This window comes from Burkholderia sp. AU33423 (assembly GCF_002223135.1).
GTDB lineage: Bacteria > Pseudomonadota > Gammaproteobacteria > Burkholderiales > Burkholderiaceae > Burkholderia > Burkholderia lata_D.
On sequence record NZ_NKFH01000004.1, the window covers coordinates 409,844 to 429,236 of the forward strand.

Here is a 19,393-nt window from a genome sequence, read left to right on the forward strand (position 1 = left end):
GTTTCGGCGCGCGCACCCGCCCGCGGGGGCGGGGGCAGCGCACGCGAGGGCTGCCCGCTCCGTGCAGATGAGCCCCTGCCTTGTGCCCCTTTTTCCGGTCATGGCGCCTGTGGCGCGCGCCGCCACGTCATAATTGCTACAAATGGCAATCTCGGTTGCGCGGGCTGGCCTGCCTGCGCACACTAGTAACGCGCCTTACGCGCAAAATGTAAACAATAGTCAGCACGTGACTTCTCATCCGCAAGCATCCACTCGCTCACCGCACCCCGTCGACGAAATACTGTCGATTTCCATCGTGACGTACCATCCGGACGAGGCACTCCTCGCTCGTACGTTCTCCAGCCTCCGTGCGGCGTGCGCGCGTCTCCGGGCCGTGCGCGGCGGCGGTGCCATCAGCGTTTGCCTTGTCGACAACGGCGGCTTGCCGGATTTCGCAGCCGATCTTGCCGCATTCGAGCAGGCCGGCATCTCCTGTAGCGTGCTGTCCGGTCACGGCAACGTTGGCTACGGACGCGGGCACAACCTTGCGATCGAAGCGGCACGCAGCCGCTATCACCTGATCCTGAATCCCGATATCGACCTCGAGCCGGATGCGCTCGTGCACGCGCTCGACTTTCTCGACGCGCATCCTGAAGCAGGTTTGCTGTCGCCGCGCATCGGTGACGAATCGGGACGGATCCAGTATCTGTGCCGCCGCTATCCGGCGCTGGTGGATCTTCTGGTCAGGGGATTCCTGCCTGCGGCCTTGCGCCCGCCGTTCGAGCGACGGCTGGCAAGTTACGAGATGCGCGACCGTATCAATGAAACCGACGTCGTGTGGGATCCGCCTATCGTCAGCGGCTGTTTCATGCTGTTCCGCACCGATGTGCTCGCGCGTCTGCAGGGCTTCGATCCACGCTATTTCCTCTACTTCGAGGACTACGACCTCAGCTTGCGGACCGGTGAGTGCGCACGAACGGTCTACCTGCCGCTGGCGCGCGTGATTCATCACGGCGGCGGCGCATCCCGCAAGGGTTCCGCGCACATCCGCATGTTCGCGGCGTCGGCGTTCAAGTTCTATAACCGCTTTGGCTGGAGGCTGTGGTGACTCGCATCGTCGTGACGGGGGCAAACGGCTTCGTCGGCCGTGCGGTCTGCCGGCTGGCGCTCGCGGCAGGACATACGGTCACGGCGCTGGTACGCCGTCCCGGCGGATGCGTCGACGGCGTTCGCGAGTGGGTGCATGACGCGCCGGATTTCGCCGGGCTCGCGCACGCGTGGCCGGATGATCTGGAGGCCGATTGCGTGATCCACCTGGCCGCGCGTGTCCATGTGATGCACGACGAATCGCCAGATCCGGATGCCGCGTTCGAGGCGACCAACGTCGCAGGGACGCTGCGCGTTGCCGAAGCGGCGCATGCGCACGGCGCACGCCGCTTCGTATTTGCCAGCAGCATCAAGGCAATCGCCGAGGGCGATCGCGGCGTGCCGCTCGCGGAGGACATCGTACCCGCACCGCAGGATCCATACGGCCGTTCGAAACTGCATGCGGAGCAGGCACTCGCGCAATTCGGGCGGCAGGCGGGCATCGATGTAGTCACCGTCCGTCCGCCGCTCGTCTACGGCCCCGGCGTGCGGGCCAACTTCCTGCGAATGATGGACGCCGTCGCGCGAGGATTGCCGCTCCCGCTCGGCGCGATCGAGGCACGCCGCAGCCTCGTCTATATCGACAACCTCGCTGACGCGCTGCTGCGGTGCGCAACCGATCCAAGGGCAGCGGGCGAGTGCTTTCATGTCGCCGACGACGACGCGCCGTCGGTGGCCGGGTTGCTGAGGCTGGTCGGCGACGCGCTCGGCAGGCCGGCACGGCTGTTCCCTGTACCGGCCGCGATGCTACGCACGCTCGGCAGGCTGACCGGCCGCAGCGCCGCCGTCGACCGCCTGACGGGCAGCCTGCAGCTCGACACCGGCCGCATGAAGCGCATGCTCGACTGGCGACCACCTTATACGACGAGACAGGGCCTCGAGGCGACCGCCGCGTGGTATCGTTCGCGCGACAAACAGAAATAGACAATATGCATCCCGCGATTACCACGTGGCTCACGGTGGCCGGCGTCGCAATAGCCGCTGCCTTCGCCTCGACCCTTATCCTGCGGACGCTGCTCGCGACGGGGCTGGCCTGGCGCCTCGCGACCGATATTCCGAACGACCGTTCGCTGCATACACTGCCGACGCCGCGTGTGGGCGGCTGGGGCATTGTGCCGGTGTCCGTGATCGCAATGCTGTGGCTCGCGCCGTCGATGTGGCTGGTCGCCGTGGCCGCTGCGGGCCTCGCCGCGCTGTCGCAACTCGACGATCGGCGCGGGCTGCCCGCGCGGGTCCGGTTCGCGGCACACCTTGCCGCGGTCGTCGCGCTGATCGTCGTCTATCCGGCCGCCGCGCCGTGGTGGCTTCTCGTCGGCATCGGTTTCGGAATGGTTTGGCTGACCAATCTGTACAATTTCATGGACGGCGCGGACGGCCTTGCCGGTGGCATGGCGCTATTCGGCTTCGGCGCGTATGCGGCCGCCGCCCTGGCGGGCGCGCAGCCGGAGCCGGATCTCGTGGCGGGCGGCGCGGCGATCGCAGGCGCCGCGTTCGGCTTCCTGCTGCTGAATTTCCATCCAGCGAAGCTGTTTCTCGGCGACGCGGGCTCGATTCCGCTTGGGTTCATGGCGGGCGCGCTCGGTTACTGGGGGTGGCGAGGCGGGGTCTGGCCGATCTGGTTTCCGGCGATGGTGTTCTCGCCCTTTATTGCGGATGCATCTGTAACACTTGCGAGACGTTTGTTACGCGGCGAAAAGTTCTGGCAGGCGCACCGGGAGCATTATTATCAGCGCATGGTTCGCTCCGGCACCGGTCATCGGCGCACTGCCATCTACTGGTACCTCGTGATGCTCGCGGGCATAATTGTAGCCCTGTGGGCGTTGGGCCGTCCCACACTGCAGCAGTGGGGGCTGTTTGTCGCCTGGTATGGCGTTCTTGCGTGCATCGGTTGCGTGATCGACGCGCGCTGGCGCCGTGTCGGCATGGCCACCGAAAACAAATCTTGAGGTCTCCCGCCGATGTTGCGATCCAAAGCATCTTGGCTGTCATTGAGTGCTTTCCTGTTCGACCTGCTGGCGGTGCTTGCAGCGTGGTTGTTCGCCTATCTCGTCCGATTCAACGGTAGCGTCCCGACCGATTTCCTGAGCGGCGCGCTGATGGCGCTGACGTGGGTGCTGCCCGTGTACGCGCTGATGTTCCACGTGTTCGGCCTGTATCGCGGGCTGTGGGTGTTCGCGAGCCTGCCAGACCTGATGCGTATCGCGAAGGCAGTGGGTGGCGGTGGCGTGATCGTGATGATTGGCGCCGTGATGTTCCAGCCGGTGCCGATCATTCCGCGCTCGGTGCTGCTCGTGTCGCCCCTGATGCTGTTTCTGGCGATGGGCGGCGCACGCGCGCTGTATCGCGCGACGAAGGAGTACTACCTGTACGGCGGGCTCGTCGGCAAGGGCAAGCCGGTGCTGGTGCTCGGCGCCGGTACGGCAGGCGCGAGCCTCGCCCGCGAACTGTCGCGCTCGGGCGAATGGCGCCTCGTCGGCCTGCTCGACGACGACGTCACGAAGCAGGGCCGCGAAATCTACGGCTACAAGGTGCTGGGCTCGTTCAACGACCTCAAGCACTGGACCGATGCAATGAAGGTCGATTACGCGATCATCGCGATTCCGTCAGCGTCGGTCGAAACACAGCGCCGAGTCGCGACGCTGTGCGTGCGGGCCGGCGTGAAGGCGATGGTGCTGCCGTCGCTGACCGCGCTGATGCCGGGGCAGGGCTTCCTGTCGCAGGTACGAAACATCGATCTCGAGGATCTGCTCGGCCGCGACGCGGTGACGATCGACACGCCGCATGTCGAAGCATTGCTGCGCGGCCGCGTCGTGATGGTGACGGGCGCGGGCGGGTCGATCGGCTCCGAGCTGTGCCGGCAGATCCTGCGCTTCGCGCCGGCGCAGCTCGTCGCGTTCGACCTGTCCGAGTACGCGATGTACCGGCTGACCGAGGAGCTGCGCGAGCGCTTCCCCGACCTGCCTGTCGTGCCGATCATCGGCGATGCGAAGGATTCGCTGCTGCTCGACCAGGTGATGTCGCGTCATGCGCCGCACATCGTGTTCCACGCGGCTGCCTACAAGCACGTGCCGCTGATGGAGGAGCACAACGCGTGGCAGGCGCTGCGCAACAATGTGCTCGGCACCTATCGCGTGGCCCGCGCGGCGATTCGCCACGATGTGCGTCACTTCGTGCTGATCTCGACCGACAAGGCCGTCAATCCGACCAACGTGATGGGCGCGAGCAAGCGCCTCGCCGAAATGGCCTGTCAGGCGCTGCAGCAGACGAGCGGGCGCACGCAGTTCGAGACGGTGCGCTTCGGTAACGTGCTCGGCAGCGCGGGCAGCGTGATCCCGAAGTTCCAGCAGCAGATCGCGAAGGGCGGCCCGGTCACGGTCACGCACCCGGAGATCACGCGCTTCTTCATGACGATTCCGGAAGCGTCGCAGCTGGTGCTGCAGGCGTCGAGCATGGGGCATGGCGGCGAGATCTTCATTCTCGACATGGGCGAGCCGGTGAAGATCGTCGATCTGGCGTGCGACCTGATCCGCCTGTACGGTTTCTCGGAAGAGCAGATCCGGATCGAATTCACCGGGCTGCGGCCCGGCGAGAAGCTCTATGAGGAACTGCTCGCCGATGACGAGGCAACGACGCGTACCCCGCATCCGAAGCTGCGAATCGCGCGGGCGCGGGAAGTGCCGGACAATTTCCTCGACGAGCTGCTGCCGTGGCTGATGCAGCATCGTGTCCTGCCCGATGACGAAGTGCGGCGCGACCTGCGGCGCTGGGTGCCCGAGTATCAGACGGCTGCCGTTCCGGCGCTGAAGAGCGTACGGGTCGCGTCGAACCGCTGAACGCGGAGGTCCGTGTGGTCGCCGCCACAGCGGCCAGCCGGCCGGCCAAAAAGAAAAGCGCCCCGCAGGGCGCTTTTTTCATGCCGGGCCGAGAACGGCTCAGCGACTGGGCCGGTGTTTGCGTACCACCATCCACCTCGGCGCGCGGAACCGCACGATGCTGATGTACAGCCAGACATAGGTCAGCGCAAACAGCACGACGAACACGAACAGGTGCACCGTATGCCGCCAGAACAGCGTCGCGGGAATCACCGCGACGAGGCACAGCAGCCATAGGTACGGCGACGTCAGCGAATTGCGCCGCGTCAGATCGTGCGCATGCTTCGTCCCCACGGCCCAGCGCATCAGCCGCTTGTACACGAGCATATGCAGATGCACACCGTCCGGGATGCCGGGCGACATCCCGCGGATGAATTTCTTCCGGTAGATCGAAAAGCAGGTCTCGAAGATCGGGTACATGAACAGCAGCACCGGGTACCACGCGGACACCTCGCGGTTGCGCATCACGAGCATGATCGCGAGCTCCGCGAGCATGAAGCCGATGAAGTACGCGCCGCCGTCGCCGAGGAAGATCAGTCCGGCCGGGAAATTCCACAGGAAAAACCCGAGCACGGCGCCCATCATGATGATCGACGCGGACATCACGACCGGGTCGTTGACGTGGAAAGCGACATACGCGAGCGACGCGAACATCATGAAGCTGACCATCGACGCGAGCCCGTTGAAGCCGTCGATGATGTTGATCGCGTTCGCGAGCGCCGCGACCGCGAGCACGGTGATGAACGCCGAGATGACCACGTAGCCGAGCAGGAAATCGAGCGGCGGCACGCTGATGCGCTTGACCGCGATGCCCAGCAGCCAGAACGCCAGCGCGGCCGCCCCCATCGTGCAGAGCAGCCGCGCGCGCGGCGACACGCGCTTCGTCAGGTCCTCGACGAGGCCTGACAGGAACGCCGGCATTCCGCAGGCAACGATCCCGAGAATGCTGCCGGCGATCGTCGGATAGCGCCGGGACAGGATCAGCGCGGCAATGACGACGCCCGCGAGGATCCCGATGCCCCCGACCCGCGGCACGGGCCGCACGTGGAATTTCTGCACACCGGCCAGATCGCTGTCGATCGAGAATTTCTCGTGAAGGTGCGCATAGCGCACGATGAACAGCGTGACGAGCAGGGAAACGATGAAGCCGGACGCGAAGCTGAGCATGGGATCGCTCGAAAAATGGACAGCGGATTATACAAAACCGCGCGGGTTCCCCTCCTGCCATCGCCAGTGGTCGGCACACATTTCTTCGATGCCGAGCGCGGCACGCCAGCCGATGATGTCGGCCGCGGCCTGCGGGTTCGCGTAGCACTCGGCGATGTCGCCCGGGCGGCGGGCGACGAGCTCGTACGGCACCGGGCGGCCCGACGCCTTCTCGAACGCGCGCACGACTTCCAGCACGCTGTAGCCCTGGCCCGTGCCGAGGTTCACGACGAAGCTCGCGTCGCGCTTCGCGAGCGCGTCGAGCGCGGCGATGTGCCCCTTCGCGAGATCGACGACATGGATGTAGTCGCGCACGCCGGTGCCGTCCGGCGTCGGGTAGTCGGAGCCGAACACGCGCAGCTTTTCCAGCTTGCCGACCGCGACCTGCGCGACATACGGCATCAGGTTGTTCGGGATGCCGGCCGGGTCCTCGCCGATCAGCCCGCTCGCGTGCGCGCCGACCGGGTTGAAGTAGCGCAGCGTCGCGATCCGCCACGTCGGGTCCGAGGTTTCGAGATCGCGCAGGATCTGCTCGGCGATCAGCTTCGACTGGCCATACGGGTTCGTCGCGGACAGCGGGAACGATTCGTCGATCGGCGAGCGCTCGGGCACGCCGTATACGGTTGCGGACGAGCTGAACACGAACTGCTTGACGTTGCGCTCGCGCATGACCTTGAGCACGGCAAGCAGGCCACCGATGTTGTTCTGGTAGTACTCGAGCGGCTTCTCCACCGATTCGCCGACGGCCTTGAGCGCGGCGAAATGGATCGTGCCGGTGATCGGGTGTGCGTCGAACACCTTCGCGAGCGCGGCTTCGTCGCACACGTCGACCTGGTGGAACGCGGGCGTCTTGCCCGTTATCCGCTCGATGCGGCGCACGGATTCGGCCTTGCTGTTGACGAGGTTGTCGACGATCACGACGTCGTAGCCGTTGCCGAGCAGTTCGACGGTCGTGTGCGAGCCGATATAGCCCGCTCCGCCGGTGACGAGGATGGTGCCTTTCGCGGTCATTGCTGATGCGCTCCTTCAGAGGGTGATACCGGTTAACGAATGGATAGTACGCCGGTAGCGTTCGACGACCTGCTGTTCGTCGAATTCCGCCGTGACCTTCTGCCGGCCGCGCGCGCCCATCGCGTCGCGGCCGGCCGTTCCGAGTTCGATCATGCGGAGCAACTGCTCCGCGAGGCTCGCGCTGTCGCGCACGCGGCACAGAAAGCCCGTTTCGCCGTCGGCGACGACGTCGCGGCAACCCGGCACGTCGGTCGCGACGATCGGGCGGCCCATCGCCGATGCTTCCATCAGCGTGCGCGGCACGCCTTCGCGGTACGACGGCAGCACGACGCAGTCGGCCGCCGCGATATGCGGGCGCACGTCGTGCGCTTCGCCGAGATATTCGATCACGCCTTCGCCGGCCCACGCATCGACATCCGCGCGGCCGATTGCGCTTGGATTGTCGACGCCGAGCGGTCCGAGCAACTGGAAGCGCGCATTCGGCAAGCGCGCGCGCACGATGCGCGCGGCCTCCACGTATTCGCGCACGCCCTTGTCCCACAGCAGCCGGCCGATCAGGATGAAGACGGGTGCGTCGCCGGCGGGCAGCGGCACGGGCGCGAACTGTTCGAGATCGACGCCTTCGCCGTGCAGCAGCCGCGCGCGATCGGGATGCGCGAGCAACTGCTCGTCGGTGAAGGTCGCGAGATCGTCGCGGTTCAGGAACCACACTTCACGCGGGAAGCGGAACGCGAACCGGTACAGGCGCTTCGCGACGCTTGCCGCGCGGCTCTTCTGGATGAAGACGTAGCCGAGCCCGGTCGTCACCGCGATCGACGGCACGCGCGCGAGCCACGCGGCGACCGAGCCGTAGATGTTCGGCTTGATCGTGTAATGGAACACGAGATCGGGCTTCAGCGCGCGGTAGTGACGCACCAGCGCGGCGAGCGTGCCGAGATCCTCGCGCGGGCTCGTGCCTTTCGATGCAACCGCCAGCGCCACGTAGCGGCAGCCCATCTGCTCGAGCAGCGGCACCGTGCGGTCGTGCGGCGCAATGACGATGACCTCGGCGCCGCGCGCGACGAGCGCCCGGATCAGCCCGTGGCGATACGTGTAGATCGCCCAGGCCGTGTTGCAGACGAGCGCGATGCGCAGCGGGGAGGTGGCGGACATGAAAAAAAGAATAAATAAAGCGTCGTAAATGCCGGATACGCCGAATGGGCGTCACGCGGACGGCCGCGCGGCGAACAGCGTCTGCTTGATCCGCTGCAACGTCCGGTACGGCGTCACGAAATGCAGCAGGTTCTTGGCGAGGCCGGCCCAGTCGTACGGGTTCAGCGCGTTGAAGTGGCTCAGCAGCAGTGTGAGCGTCGACACCAGCTGGCGCCGGCGCTTGGTCGCACTGATCCCGCCCTCGTTCAGTTCGTAATAGAGACCCAGTTCCGGCAGGTTCGCGCAATCGTAGCGTTGCATTAACCGTAAAAAAAGATCGAGATCCTCGGCCGCACGGTATTTCGCCCGATAGTTCCCCACTTCCCGCACGGCGTCGATGCGCAGCATCACCGACGGATGCACGAGCGGCGAGCGCAGGAAGCGCGTGCGGCGCAGCGTGCGCGGATCGGCGGGCGGCGTCAGCATGAAGCGCGGCTCGCCGGCACGCGACACGACTTGCGTCCACATGCCGACACAGGCCACGCGCGGGTGGGCGCCGAGGTACGCGCGCTCTTTCGCGAGGCGCTGCGGCGCGGCGAGATCGCCCGCGTCGATGCGCGCGGCATAGCGGAAGCCGCGCGCGGCGAGCGCGTCGATGCCGGCGGCGAGCGCACGCTCGATACCGCCGTTCTGCGGCATGCGCAGCACGTCGATCGTGAGGCCGGGCAGGTCGGGCGCGACGATCGGCGGCGTGCTGCCGTCATCGACGATCAGCACGTGCACGGGCGTGTCCTCGCGAAACGAGGCGAGGGTCCGAACGACGTCGTCGTGCCCGTTGTAGGCCGGCATCAGCACGGCCACGTCGTCGAGCGGGGTCGGGCAATCAGGGGACGTCATGGTCGCAGCTTGAAACGGATGTAATAAAAATTGACGGCGGCGGCGGCCAGGTAGCCGGCCGCCAGCCCGACGAGCGCGCCGTACAGGCCGAGCCGCGGGATCGCGAACAGGTTGACGAGCGCCGCGATCGCGAGCGCGAGCAGCCATTTCGACAGCAACACGAATTTTGCTTGATATTTGAGAACGATAAGATTGCCTATCGCCTCGATGCCGGCGGGCACCGACAGCCAGACCGCCCAGCGGAAGATGTCGACCGAGGCCTCGTAGCCGTGGCCGAACACCTTGCCGACGATCAGCGGGGCGGCGGCGTCGAGCACGAGCGCGCCGGCCGTCATCAGGCAGGCCGTCATCGCGATCAGCCGGACGATGTTGCGGCGCAGCCGCGCGACGTCCTGCACGCGGTAGACGAAGGCGGGCGCGATCGTCTGCGCGAGCATCAGCGCGAGCGTGATCCAGTTCTCGTTGAGCTGCTGCGCGGCCGAGTAGCGGCCGAGATCGGCGAACGAAACATGACGCTCGAGCATCAGGCGGTCGAGCTTCAGGAACAGGTACATGCAGATGAGGCCGAGCCAGAACACCGTGCCGGCCGTTGCAAAGTGCCTGAACAGCGGTTTGTCGAACGTCCAGCCGAGCGCGCCGCCGTTGCGATGCCGGTAGTACAGCAGCAGCGCGAAGCCGATTGCGGCGGCCTCGAGCGCCCACAGCCACGCGAAGCGGGCGGGGCCTGCGGCCGCGCGGACCAGCAGCCAGACGAGCAGCGCCTTCACCAGCGCCGTGACCATGCTGGTGACGAGCTGCGGCTTGCTGTAGGTCATGCTCTGCAGCCACGCGTTGATGACGCCGACGAACGGCTCGCGGAACACCATCGTGACCGCGAGGCCCGCGAGCATCGCGCCGACCAGCGGATCGAAGGCGCCCGCGGCGATCGCGATCCAGGTCGCGACGAGTGCGGCGACGGAGACGGCGATGCGCAGCGCGAATGCGCTGCCGAGCACCGCGCCGAGCTGGGCGGGCGGGCGCTGGACGATGGTCGGGACGAGGATTTCCGCGCCGCACACCCAAGTGAGCGGCGCCAGTACCAGGAGGAGCGTATTCGCATACTGCCATTTGCCGAACACATCTGGCCCGAAATAACGGGCCAGCAGGCCGCTGATCGCGATCGCGACGCCGATCTGCGTGAGCCGTTCGAGCCCCAGCCAGACGAGATTCGCGACGGCCTTCGCGACGTCCGGATTGCCGAAGCGCTTCAGCATGCGCGGCAGCGGCGTGCGCGCGAGGCGGCCGGCAGGGCGCCCGGGGGCTGCAGGTTGGCGGCGACGGGACAGCTAGGCATTAAAATGGGCGGTATGCGAGTCATCAAAACCCGCGATTATAAGTGGGATCGGGGTCGCTCCCGCCGTTCGGCGCCAGCGGTTTCGCTCCGTGCCGGGCCAGCATGTATCATGCGCGGCACCGGCGCGCGGCGGCCAGGCAAGCCAGACAATTTTCCATGCACGCAACTGAGAGAAGTGAATCGATGATCTCCCAATCCATCTTCAAGGCTTATGACATTCGTGGCGTGGTCGGCAAGACGCTCGACACCGACACCGCACGCGGGATCGGCCGGGCATTCGGCAGCGAAGTGCGTGCACAGGGCGGCGATGCGGTCGTCGTCGCGCGCGACGGCCGCCTGTCCGGGCCGGACCTCGTCGGCGCGCTGGCCGACGGTCTGCGTGCGGCGGGCGTCGACGTCGTCGACGTCGGCATGGTACCCACGCCGGTCGGTTATTTCGCGGCGAACGTCCCGCTCGCGCTGAAGGGCGGCGAGCGCCGCGTCGATTCGTGCATCGTCGTCACGGGCAGCCACAACCCGCCCGACTACAACGGCTTCAAGATGGTGCTGCGCGGTGCCGCGATCTACGGCGAGCAGATCCAGGCGCTGTACCAGCGCATCGTCGACGAGCGTTTCGAGACGGGCAGCGGCTCGTACGAACAGTTCGACGTGGCCGATCAATACATCGCGCGCATCGTCGGCGACATCAAGCCAGCCCGCCCGATGAAGCTCGTCGTCGACGCCGGCAACGGCGTGGCCGGCCCGCTCGCGACGCGCCTGTTCAAGGCGCTCGGCTGCGAGCTCGTCGAGCGCTTCACCGACATCGACGGCACGTTCCCGAACCACCATCCGGATCCTGCCCACCCGGAAAACCTGCAGGACGTGATCCAGGCGCTGAAGGACACCGATGCCGAGATCGGCTTCGCGTTCGACGGCGACGGCGACCGCCTCGGCGTCGTCACGAAGGACGGCAAGATCATCTATCCGGACCGCCAGCTGATGCTGTTCGCGGAAGAAGTGCTGTCGCGCAACCCGGGCGCGCAGATCATCTACGACGTGAAGTGCACGCGCCACCTCGCGCAATGGGTGAAGTCGAAGGGCGGCGAGCCGCTGATGTGGAAGACGGGCCATTCGCTCGTGAAGGCGAAACTGCGCGAGACGGGGGCGCCGCTCGCCGGTGAAATGAGCGGCCACGTGTTCTTCAAGGATCGCTGGTACGGCTTCGACGACGGTCTCTACACGGGCGCGCGCCTGCTCGAGATCCTCGCGAAGACGGCCGATCCGAGCGCGCTGCTGAACGGGTTGCCGGACGCGATGAGCACGCCCGAACTGCAGCTGTGGCTCGACGAAGGCGAGAACTTCCGCCTGATCGACAAGCTGCAGAAGGAGGCGAAGTTCGACGGCGCCGAGGAAGTCGTGACGATCGACGGCCTGCGTGTCGAGTATCCGGACGGCTTCGGCCTCGCGCGCTCGTCGAACACGACGCCGGTCGTCGTGATGCGTTTCGAGTCGGAGACCCAGGAAGGGCTCAAGCGCATCCAGGAGGACTTCCGCCGTGTGCTGACGGCCGCGAAGCCGGACGTCAAGCTGCCGTTCTGAGCGTCGGCGGCCTCGGGCCGCCACCGGCGCGACGGTGAGTCCGATCGTCGCGCCATCCCCGAAAAGCGGCGCACGCCAAGGGCGTGCGGCCGCTTTTTGTCTGTCTGGCCCTCCGGGCGAGATAAAATCCCCTCTTTATGCTTGTCGCCGGCTGCCTGCCGGCGTTTTTTCAGCGTGCAAAAGATCCTGATCGTGCGCGTGTCGTCGCTGGGCGACGTCGTGCACAACATGCCGGTGATCGCCGATATCCGGCGCCGCCACCCCGATGCGCAGATCGACTGGCTCGTCGAGGAAAGCTTCGTCGACCTGGTCAAGCTCGTCGACGGCGTGCGCAACGTGCTGCCGTTCTCGCTGCGCCGCTGGCGCAAGAAGCCGTTCTCGGGCGCCACGTGGCGCGAGATCCGCGCGTTTCGCCAGCGCCTCGCGGCCGAGCAGTACGACCTCGTGATCGACTGCCAGGGCCTCATCAAGACAGCCTGGGTCGCGAGCTGGGCGCGCGGCCCGCTCGTCGGGCTCGGCAACCGCACCGACGGCGCCGGCTACGAGTGGCCCGTCCGCTTCTTCTATCGCAAGCGCGTGCCGATCGCGCCGCGCACGCACGTCGTCGAGCGCTCGCGGCAACTCGTCGCGGCCGCGCTGGGCGACCCGGCGCCGACGCCGGCCGACCCGGTCGAGTTCGGCCTCGATACGCGCGCGGCGGCGCTCGCGGTGGCCGCGCTCGGCCTGAACCTGCCGGTGCCGTACGTGGTGTTCGTCCATGCGACGTCGCGTGCCGACAAGCAGTGGCCGGACGCCGCATGGATCGAGCTCGGCCAGGCCCTCGTGCGGCGCGGCGCGTCGCTCGTGCTGCCGTGGGGCAACGACGCGGAGCGCGCGACCAGCGAGCGGCTGGCGCAGGCGTTCGGCGCGGCGGCGATCGTGCCGCCGAAGCTGTCGCTGCCGGCCGTGGTCGGCCTGATCGACGGCGCGGATGCGATCGTCGGGGTTGATACAGGTCTGGTTCACATCGCGGCCGCGCTGAAGCGTCCGACGGTCGAACTGTACAATTTCGCGACGGCCTGGCGGACCGGCGGCTACTGGTCGCCGAACGTCGTCAATCTCGGCACGGCGGGGCAACCCCCGTCGATCGCGCAGGTGAAGTCGGCGCTCGCGGGCTTCGGTCTCCTGTAACGCAGTCACACGCGCGAACCCACGCGAACCGAACATGAGCGAATCCCAGATCATCGAAGTCCCGTCCGCCGACTGGAGCGGACACAACCTGTCGGCGCCGCGCGAGCAACTGCTGGCCGCCGTCGAGGAAGGCAAGGTGCTGTATTTCCCGCACCTGCGCTTCGCGATCGAGGGCGGCGAGGAAGCGCTGCTCGATCCGGCGCTCGCCGACCCGAAACGCAAGAACATCAGCCTCGCGCCAAACGGCGGCGCGCTCGTCGGCGTGCTCGGCGACAGCGTCACGCAGTCGGCGGTGCGCGCGCTCGTCGCGCGCTTCCAGCAGCAGGCCGGCACGCTCGTCGACGGCCTCTTTCCCGAATACCGCGGCAAGCTGCGCGTCGCGCCGACGAGCCTGCGGCTGATGCAGGTCGAGACGCGCCAGACGTCGTGGCGCAAGGACGACAGCCGGCTGCACGTCGACGCGTTTCCGTCGCGGCCGAACTACGGCGAGCGGATCCTGCGCGTGTTCACGAACGTGAACCCGGCCGGCGTGCCGCGCGTGTGGCGCGTCGGCGAGCCGTTCGAGGACGTCGCGAAGCGCTTCCTGCCGCACATCAAGCCGCAGCTGCCGGGCGCCGCATGGCTGCTGAACCTGCTGCACGTGACGAAATCGCCGCGCAGCGCGTACGACCACCTGATGCTGAACCTGCACGACAGCATGAAGGCCGACCTCGACTACCAGAAGACTTGTCCACAGCAAACGATGCCGTTTCCGCCGGGCAGCGTGTGGATATGTTTCTCCGATCAGACTTCGCACGCTGTGATGTCCGGCCAGTTCATGCTCGAACAGACCTTCTTCCTGCCGGTCGACGCGATGGTGCGCCGCGAATGCGCGCCGCTCGGCATTCTCGAACGCCTGAAGGGCAGGGCGCTGGTTTGAGCGCGCCTCTTCTCCGTTGCAACATGAGGATCGCCGCATGCTGAGGGTGATCTATCGCGCGCTGTGGTGGCTCGTCGCACCGATCGCCGTCATCCGGCTTGTCGTGCGCTCGCGCAAGGAGCGCGGCTATCGCGAACACATCGGCGAACGCTTCGGCCACGTGGCCGGCCGTTCGCGCGACGACCGTGCGCCGCTGATCTGGGTGCATGCGGTATCGGTCGGCGAGACGCGCGCGGCGCAGCCGCTGATCGACGCGCTGATGCACGCCCGTCCCGATGCGCGCATCCTGCTCACGCACATGACGCCGAGCGGCCGCGCGACCGGCGAACAGATCTTCGGCGATCGCGTGCTGCGCTGCTACCTGCCGTACGACATGCCTGGCGCGGTGCGACGTTTCCTGCGCACGTGGCGGCCGACGCTCGGCCTCGTGATGGAAACCGAGGTGTGGCCCACGCTGATCGACGAGTGCCGGCGTGCTGACGTGCCGCTGGTGCTGACCAATGCGCGTATGTCCGCGCGTTCGTTCCGGCGGGCATCGAAGTTCGGCGCGGCGACACATGACGTGTTCGGCGGCTTCTCGCGCGTGCTCGCGCAGAGCCCGGCCGATGCGGAGCGGCTGACGTCGCTCGGCGCGCGCAACGTGACCGTGCTCGGCAACCTGAAGTTCGACATGACGACGCCACCGGAACTCGCGGCGCGCGGCCATGCGTGGCGTGAGGCGATCGGCACGCGGCCCGTGTGGGTCGCCGCGAGCACGCGCGAGAACGAGGAGGCGCTGGTGCTCGACGCATTCGCGGCGATGCGCACGCCCGGCGCGCTGCTGGTGCTCGTGCCGCGTCATCCGCAGCGTTTCGCCGAGGTCGAGGCGCTCGTCGAGCGCAGCGGGCTCAAGTGCGTGCGACGCTCGGTGTGGGCGGCAGACACGGCCGCGCTCGCGTCTGGCCGGCCGGCTGCCGAGCCGCTGCCGGATGACGTGACGGTGTTGCTCGGCGATTCGATGGGCGAGCTCGGCGCGTATTACGCGGCGGCTGACATCGCGTTCATCGGTGGCAGCCTGCTGCCGCTCGGCGGCCAGAACCTGATCGAAGCGTGCGCGGTCGGCGTGCCGGTGCTGATTGGCAAGCACGTGTTCAACTTCACGCAGGCGACCGCCGACGCGGTCGCGGCCGGCGCGGCGCTGCAGGTCGAGGATCCGCTCGATCTCGCGCACGTGCTCGATGCGCTGTTCGCCGACAAGGCGCGGCGCATCGCAATGGGTGCGGCCGGCGCGGCGTTCGCATCGCGTCATCGCGGCGCGACCGCACGCACGGTCGACGTGCTCGCGGCACTGTTGCCGCCCGCCGAACGCGGCGTGCGCGCGCTGCAGGACACGCAGGACCCTTCCGACGACTAGGCGAAGGCGGCGCCATGCCGCCATGAGCAGGCGCGGCGGCACCGGATGATGCCGCCGCGTCGCTCAGACCGTCAGCAAACCCTTCTTCTCGATGAACGCGATCACGTCCGCGACGCCTTCGAGCGCCTTCAGGTTCGTCATCACGTAAGGCCGCTCGCCGCGCATCTTCTTCGTGTCGGACGCCATCACGTCGAGGTTCGCGCCGACCAGCGGCGCGAGATCGGTCTTGTTGATCACGAGCAGGTCGGACTTCGTGATGCCGGGGCCGCCCTTGCGCGGAATCTTCTCGCCGCCCGCGACGTCGATCACGTAGATCGTCAGGTCCGACAGCTCGGGGCTGAAAGTCGCCGCGAGGTTGTCGCCGCCCGATTCGATGAACACGATGTCGGCGTCGGGGAAGCGCGACAGCATCCGGTCGACGGCCTCGAGGTTGATCGACGCATCCTCGCGGATCGCCGTGTGCGGGCAGCCGCCCGTCTCGACGCCCATGATGCGTTCCTCGGGCAGCGCACCCGCGACCGTCAGCAGCCGCTGGTCTTCCTTCGTATAGATGTCGTTGGTGATCGCGACGAGGTCGTATTTGTCGCGCATCGCCTTGCACAGCATTTCGAGCAGCGTGGTCTTGCCGGAGCCGACGGGGCCGCCGATGCCGACGCGCAGCGGCGGCAGTTTCTTCGTGCGGCGGGCGGAGGAGGGAGCAGGTGCGTTCATGGCGGGTAGCGTCGGGTTCAGGAGCGGAACAACCGCGAATACTGGGTTTCGTGCCGCGCGGACAGGATGCCGAGCTGCGGCGCGAACGTGTTGACGGCGTCGGGAGGCGTCGCGAGCGCGCGGCGCACGGCCGCGTCGATCGCGCCGCGCAGCGCGACGATGATGCGTTGCCCGGCGAGCTGGCCGAGCGGCACGGCCTTCAGCGCGGCGGACGTCTGGTTCTCGACCCAGCCGAATGCGTACGCGGCGAGTACGGCGTCGGCGCTCGCGTCGTGCGCGGCGGCCGCGTACGCGAATGCGGTGGGCAGCGCGATCGGCGCAATCGCCGCGAGCGTCGTGCGGCGCCCGGCATCACCCCATTCGAGCGACGCGCAGAGCTGCGCGAGCGACCAGCCCATCTGTTCGGTCTCGCAGCGCAGTTCCGCCGATTCGCGGCTCGCGATGAACCACGCATTCTCGGCGACGAGCGCCGGCACGTCGTGCGCGTGCCAGCGCGCGAGCTGGTGCGCGAGGAACGGCAGCTCGCCGTGCGCGAGCACGTCGGTCAGGCCGCTCGCGATCCAGTCGCGCGCGGTATCCGCGTCGTGGATCAGGTTCGCGTCGAGCGCCGCTTCGAGCCCTTGCGAATAGCTGAACGCGCCGATCGGCAGCGCCGGCGATGCAAGGTGCAGCAGCGCGACGAGTTCAGTGGTGGTCATGGCCGTGGCCGTGCGCGCAACCGGGACCATGCTGATGGTCGTGATCGTGATCGTGGTCGTGGTCGTGCGAATGCGCGTGGCCGTGATGCTCGCCGAACACCTGCTGCGCGAGCGCGTAATCCTCGGCGAACGTCGCGTCGTGCCCGTGCTTGTGGCCGCCGCCGTACGCGCCGGCTTCCGGCTGGAACGGTGCAAGGGTCTCCTCGACCTGCGTGCCGAGCCGGCGCAGCATGTCCGCGAGCACCGGGTCGGCTTCGAGCTTCAGGTAGCCGTCGCCGATCTCGACCGGCGTGTGACGGTTGCCGAGGTGGTACGCGGCGCGCATCAGCGTGAGCGGGTCGGCCGCGCGCACGCGCAGCACGGTCTCGGGCGCCGCGGCAATGCGCACGAGCGCGCCGTCGTCGGCGACGAGCACGTCGCCGTCGCGCAGGATCGTGCCGCGCGGCAGCAGGACCGCGACGTCCTCGCCGGTGTCGAGCGTCGCCGCGAGGCGGCTCTTGCAGCGGGCGTCGTAGGCGAGCGTGAGCGTCGGCGCGCGCGCGACGAGCGACGCGGCGAGTTTCACGTTCGGGGCAATGCGTTTGTCGAGGGTGCGCATGAATCGAAAACCGGCAATCAGGTCAGAACAGGAAATAGCGCTGCGCCATCGGCAGTACCGTGGCCGGCTCGCAGGTGAGCAACTGGCCGTCGGCGATCACGTCGTAGGTTTCGGGGTCGACGCTGATCGACGGGCGCCACGCGTTGTGGATCATGTCGGCCTTCGTCACGTTGCGGCAGTTGCGCACCGGCACGATCCGCTTCGCGAGCCCGTAGCGTTCCGCGATGCCTGCATCGGCGGCCATCTGCGACACGAAGGTCAGCGACGTGCGCGCGAGCGCGCCGCCGCGGGTGGCGAACATCTCGCGATAGTGGACCGGCTGCGGCGTCGGAATCGATGCGTTCGGGTCGCCCATCTGCGCCATCGCGATCATCCCGCCCTTCAGGATCATCGACGGCTTGATCCCGAAGAACGCCGGCTCCCACAGCACGAGGTCGGCCCACTTGCCCGGCTCGATCGAGCCGACTTCGTGCGCGATGCCGTGCGTGAGCGCCGGGTTGATCGTGTACTTCGCGACGTAGCGCTTCGCGCGGAAGTTGTCGTTGCGCGTGCCGTCTTCCGGCAACGCGCCGCGCTGCACCTTCATCTTGTGCGCGGTCTGCCAGGTGCGGATGATCACCTCGCCGACGCGGCCCATCGCCTGCGAATCGGACGACAGCATCGACAGCGCGCCGAGATCGTGCAGGATGTCCTCGGCCGCGATCGTCTCGCGGCGGATCCGCGATTCGGCGAACGCGAGATCCTCGGCGATCGACGGATCGAGGTGATGGCACACCATCAGCATGTCGAGGTGCTCGTCGAGCGTGTTGATCGTGTACGGGCGCGTCGGGTTGGTCGACGACGGCAGTACGTTCGACTCGCCGCACACCTTCAGGATGTCGGGCGCATGCCCGCCGCCCGCGCCTTCGGTGTGGTACGTGTGGATCGTGCGGCCCTTGAACGCGGCGACCGTCGATTCGACGAAGCCGCCTTCGTTCAGCGTGTCGGTGTGGATCGCGACCTGCGTGTCGGTATCGTCGGCGACGGACAGGCAGTTGTCGATCGCCGCGGGGGTCGTGCCCCAGTCCTCGTGCAGCTTCAGGCCGATCGCGCCGGCCGCGATCTGCTCGACGAGCGGCTGCGGCAGGCTCGCATTGCCCTTGCCGAGAAAGCCGAGGTTGATCGGCCAGCCGTCGGCGGCCTGCAGCATCCGCTCCATGTGCCACGGGCCCGGCGTGCAGGTGGTCGCGTTGGTGCCGGTGGCCGGCCCCGTGCCGCCGCCGAGCATCGTCGTGACGCCCGAGGCGAGCGCCTCGTCGATCTGCTGCGGGCTGATGAAGTGGATGTGCGTGTCGATGCCGCCGGCCGTCACGATCAGACCCTCGCCGGCGATTACTTCAGTCGCGGCGCCGATCGCGATCGTCACGCCCGGCTGGATGTCCGGGTTGCCGGCCTTGCCGATCGCGGCGATGCGGCCGTGCTTGATCGCGATGTCGGCCTTCACGATGCCCCAGTGATCGAGGATCACCGCGTTCGTGATGATCGTATCGGGCACGTCGGCGGCCACGCGCTGCGACTGGCCCATCCCGTCGCGGATCACTTTTCCGCCGCCGAATTTCACTTCCTCGCCGTAGGTCGTGAAATCGCGTTCGATCTCGATCAGCAATTCGGTATCGGCGAGCCGGACGCGGTCGCCCGTCGTCGGCCCGAACATTTCCGCGTACGCGCGGCGGCTCAAGCGTAGTGTCATGGTGCTGTTCCTGAAGAGCGGG

General features: G+C 67.5%; 17 protein-coding genes. 8 read left to right on the forward strand and 9 right to left on the reverse strand.

Annotated features, from left to right (window positions below; all coding sequences use genetic code 11):
• Positions 1–295: 295 nt before the first annotated feature.
• Genes CFB50_RS04520 through CFB50_RS04535 form a run of 4 tightly spaced genes read left to right on the forward strand, consistent with a single transcriptional unit; the run spans position 296 to position 4,958 of the window.
• Complete coding sequence (locus tag CFB50_RS04520) at positions 296–1,087, forward strand: glycosyltransferase family 2 protein (RefSeq protein ID WP_256978739.1); 792 nt, start codon at positions 296–298, stop codon at positions 1,085–1,087.
• Complete coding sequence (locus CFB50_RS04525; RefSeq protein WP_089445070.1) at positions 1,084–2,049, forward strand: UDP-glucose 4-epimerase family protein; 966 nt, start codon at positions 1,084–1,086, stop codon at positions 2,047–2,049. The genes CFB50_RS04520 and CFB50_RS04525 overlap by 4 nt, the downstream gene beginning before the upstream one ends.
• A 5-nt stretch (positions 2,050–2,054) precedes the next feature.
• Entirely contained in the window at positions 2,055–3,071 is a 1,017-nt protein-coding gene (locus tag CFB50_RS04530) for an MraY family glycosyltransferase (RefSeq protein ID WP_089445071.1), read from the forward strand.
• 12 nt (positions 3,072–3,083) lie between these two features.
• Entirely contained in the window at positions 3,084–4,958 is a 1,875-nt protein-coding gene (locus tag CFB50_RS04535) for a polysaccharide biosynthesis protein (protein WP_089445072.1), read from the forward strand.
• Between the two features lie 99 nt (positions 4,959–5,057).
• On the opposite strand, the gene CFB50_RS04540 is transcribed toward CFB50_RS04535, so the two are convergent.
• Genes CFB50_RS04540 through CFB50_RS04560 form a run of 5 tightly spaced genes read right to left on the reverse strand, consistent with a single transcriptional unit; the run spans position 5,058 to position 10,495 of the window.
• Entirely contained in the window at positions 5,058–6,164 is a 1,107-nt protein-coding gene (locus CFB50_RS04540) for an MraY family glycosyltransferase (protein WP_089445073.1), read from the reverse strand.
• Positions 6,165–6,191: 27 nt separating this feature from the next.
• Positions 6,192–7,214 (reverse strand): UDP-glucose 4-epimerase GalE, encoded by a 1,023-nt coding sequence (gene galE / locus CFB50_RS04545; RefSeq protein ID WP_089445074.1) that lies wholly within the window; start codon positions 7,212–7,214, stop codon positions 6,192–6,194.
• A 15-nt stretch (positions 7,215–7,229) separates the two neighbouring features.
• On the reverse strand, positions 7,230–8,366 hold the full coding sequence (locus tag CFB50_RS04550) for a glycosyltransferase family 4 protein (protein WP_089445075.1): 1,137 nt from the start codon (positions 8,364–8,366) through the stop codon (positions 7,230–7,232).
• A 51-nt stretch (positions 8,367–8,417) separates the two neighbouring features.
• Positions 8,418–9,242: a glycosyltransferase gene (locus tag CFB50_RS04555; protein ID WP_089445076.1), complete on the reverse strand. Its 825-nt coding sequence runs from the start codon at positions 9,240–9,242 to the stop codon at positions 8,418–8,420.
• Positions 9,239–10,495 carry a lipopolysaccharide biosynthesis protein gene (locus CFB50_RS04560; protein WP_039361066.1) on the reverse strand — a complete coding sequence of 419 codons (1,257 nt, stop codon included), beginning with the start codon at positions 10,493–10,495 and terminating at the stop codon, positions 9,239–9,241. Before CFB50_RS04560 ends, CFB50_RS04555 begins: the two co-directional genes overlap by 4 nt.
• Before the next feature lie 263 nt (positions 10,496–10,758).
• On the opposite strand from CFB50_RS04560, the gene CFB50_RS04570 reads away from it, so the two are divergent.
• The 4 genes from CFB50_RS04570 (at position 10,759) to waaA (ending at position 15,635) form a co-directional block, all read left to right on the forward strand.
• Positions 10,759–12,153, forward strand: coding sequence for a phosphomannomutase/phosphoglucomutase (locus tag CFB50_RS04570; RefSeq protein WP_089445078.1), 1,395 nt, complete (start codon positions 10,759–10,761; stop codon positions 12,151–12,153).
• A gap of 174 nt (positions 12,154–12,327) precedes the next feature.
• A complete protein-coding gene (gene waaC / locus CFB50_RS04575; RefSeq protein WP_089431360.1) occupies positions 12,328–13,323 on the forward strand; it encodes a lipopolysaccharide heptosyltransferase I in 996 nt (331 codons plus the stop codon).
• 34 nt (positions 13,324–13,357) lie between these two features.
• On the forward strand, positions 13,358–14,242 hold the full coding sequence (locus tag CFB50_RS04580) for a Kdo hydroxylase family protein (protein WP_089445079.1): 885 nt from the start codon (positions 13,358–13,360) through the stop codon (positions 14,240–14,242).
• Positions 14,243–14,279: 37 nt separating this feature from the next.
• Positions 14,280–15,635 carry a lipid IV(A) 3-deoxy-D-manno-octulosonic acid transferase gene (gene waaA, locus CFB50_RS04585; RefSeq protein ID WP_089445080.1) on the forward strand — a complete coding sequence of 452 codons (1,356 nt, stop codon included), beginning with the start codon at positions 14,280–14,282 and terminating at the stop codon, positions 15,633–15,635.
• A 63-nt stretch (positions 15,636–15,698) separates the two neighbouring features.
• Here the strand turns inward: waaA and ureG are convergent, their stop codons facing one another.
• The 4 genes from ureG to ureC are packed head-to-tail and all read right to left on the reverse strand — an operon-like array spanning position 15,699 to position 19,371.
• Positions 15,699–16,346 carry an urease accessory protein UreG gene (gene ureG / locus CFB50_RS04590; protein WP_046196649.1) on the reverse strand — a complete coding sequence of 216 codons (648 nt, stop codon included), beginning with the start codon at positions 16,344–16,346 and terminating at the stop codon, positions 15,699–15,701.
• 17 nt (positions 16,347–16,363) lie between these two features.
• Positions 16,364–17,044 (reverse strand): urease accessory protein UreF, encoded by a 681-nt coding sequence (locus tag CFB50_RS04595; RefSeq protein WP_089446031.1) that lies wholly within the window; start codon positions 17,042–17,044, stop codon positions 16,364–16,366.
• Complete coding sequence (gene ureE / locus CFB50_RS04600; RefSeq protein WP_089445081.1) at positions 17,031–17,642, reverse strand: urease accessory protein UreE; 612 nt, start codon at positions 17,640–17,642, stop codon at positions 17,031–17,033. Before ureE ends, CFB50_RS04595 begins: the two co-directional genes overlap by 14 nt.
• Positions 17,643–17,664: 22 nt before the next feature.
• Positions 17,665–19,371, reverse strand: coding sequence for an urease subunit alpha (gene ureC, locus CFB50_RS04605; protein WP_089445082.1), 1,707 nt, complete (start codon positions 19,369–19,371; stop codon positions 17,665–17,667).
• Between the last annotated feature and the right edge of the window lie 22 nt (positions 19,372–19,393).

Excerpts from the sequence above, each read along its gene's own strand:
- ureG (WP_046196649.1), bottom strand. The coding sequence starts at position 16,346 with ATGAACGCACCTGCTCCCTCCTCCGCCCGCCGCACGAAGAAACTGCCG.
- CFB50_RS04595 (WP_089446031.1), bottom strand. The coding sequence starts at position 17,044 with ATGACCACCACTGAACTCGTCGCGCTGCTGCACCTTGCATCGCCGGCG.
- ureE (WP_089445081.1), bottom strand. The coding sequence starts at position 17,642 with ATGCGCACCCTCGACAAACGCATTGCCCCGAACGTGAAACTCGCCGCG.
- CFB50_RS04560 (WP_039361066.1), bottom strand. The coding sequence starts at position 10,495 with ATGCTGAAGCGCTTCGGCAATCCGGACGTCGCGAAGGCCGTCGCGAAT.
- CFB50_RS04580 (WP_089445079.1), top strand. The coding sequence starts at position 13,358 with ATGAGCGAATCCCAGATCATCGAAGTCCCGTCCGCCGACTGGAGCGGA.
- galE (WP_089445074.1), bottom strand. The coding sequence starts at position 7,214 with ATGACCGCGAAAGGCACCATCCTCGTCACCGGCGGAGCGGGCTATATC.
- CFB50_RS04555 (WP_089445076.1), bottom strand. The coding sequence starts at position 9,242 with ATGACGTCCCCTGATTGCCCGACCCCGCTCGACGACGTGGCCGTGCTG.
- ureC (WP_089445082.1), bottom strand. The coding sequence starts at position 19,371 with ATGACACTACGCTTGAGCCGCCGCGCGTACGCGGAAATGTTCGGGCCG.
- CFB50_RS04535 (WP_089445072.1), top strand. The coding sequence starts at position 3,084 with ATGTTGCGATCCAAAGCATCTTGGCTGTCATTGAGTGCTTTCCTGTTC.
- CFB50_RS04570 (WP_089445078.1), top strand. The coding sequence starts at position 10,759 with ATGATCTCCCAATCCATCTTCAAGGCTTATGACATTCGTGGCGTGGTC.
- waaA (WP_089445080.1), top strand. The coding sequence starts at position 14,280 with ATGCTGAGGGTGATCTATCGCGCGCTGTGGTGGCTCGTCGCACCGATC.
- CFB50_RS04530 (WP_089445071.1), top strand. The coding sequence starts at position 2,055 with ATGCATCCCGCGATTACCACGTGGCTCACGGTGGCCGGCGTCGCAATA.
- CFB50_RS04540 (WP_089445073.1), bottom strand. The coding sequence starts at position 6,164 with ATGCTCAGCTTCGCGTCCGGCTTCATCGTTTCCCTGCTCGTCACGCTG.
- CFB50_RS04550 (WP_089445075.1), bottom strand. The coding sequence starts at position 8,366 with ATGTCCGCCACCTCCCCGCTGCGCATCGCGCTCGTCTGCAACACGGCC.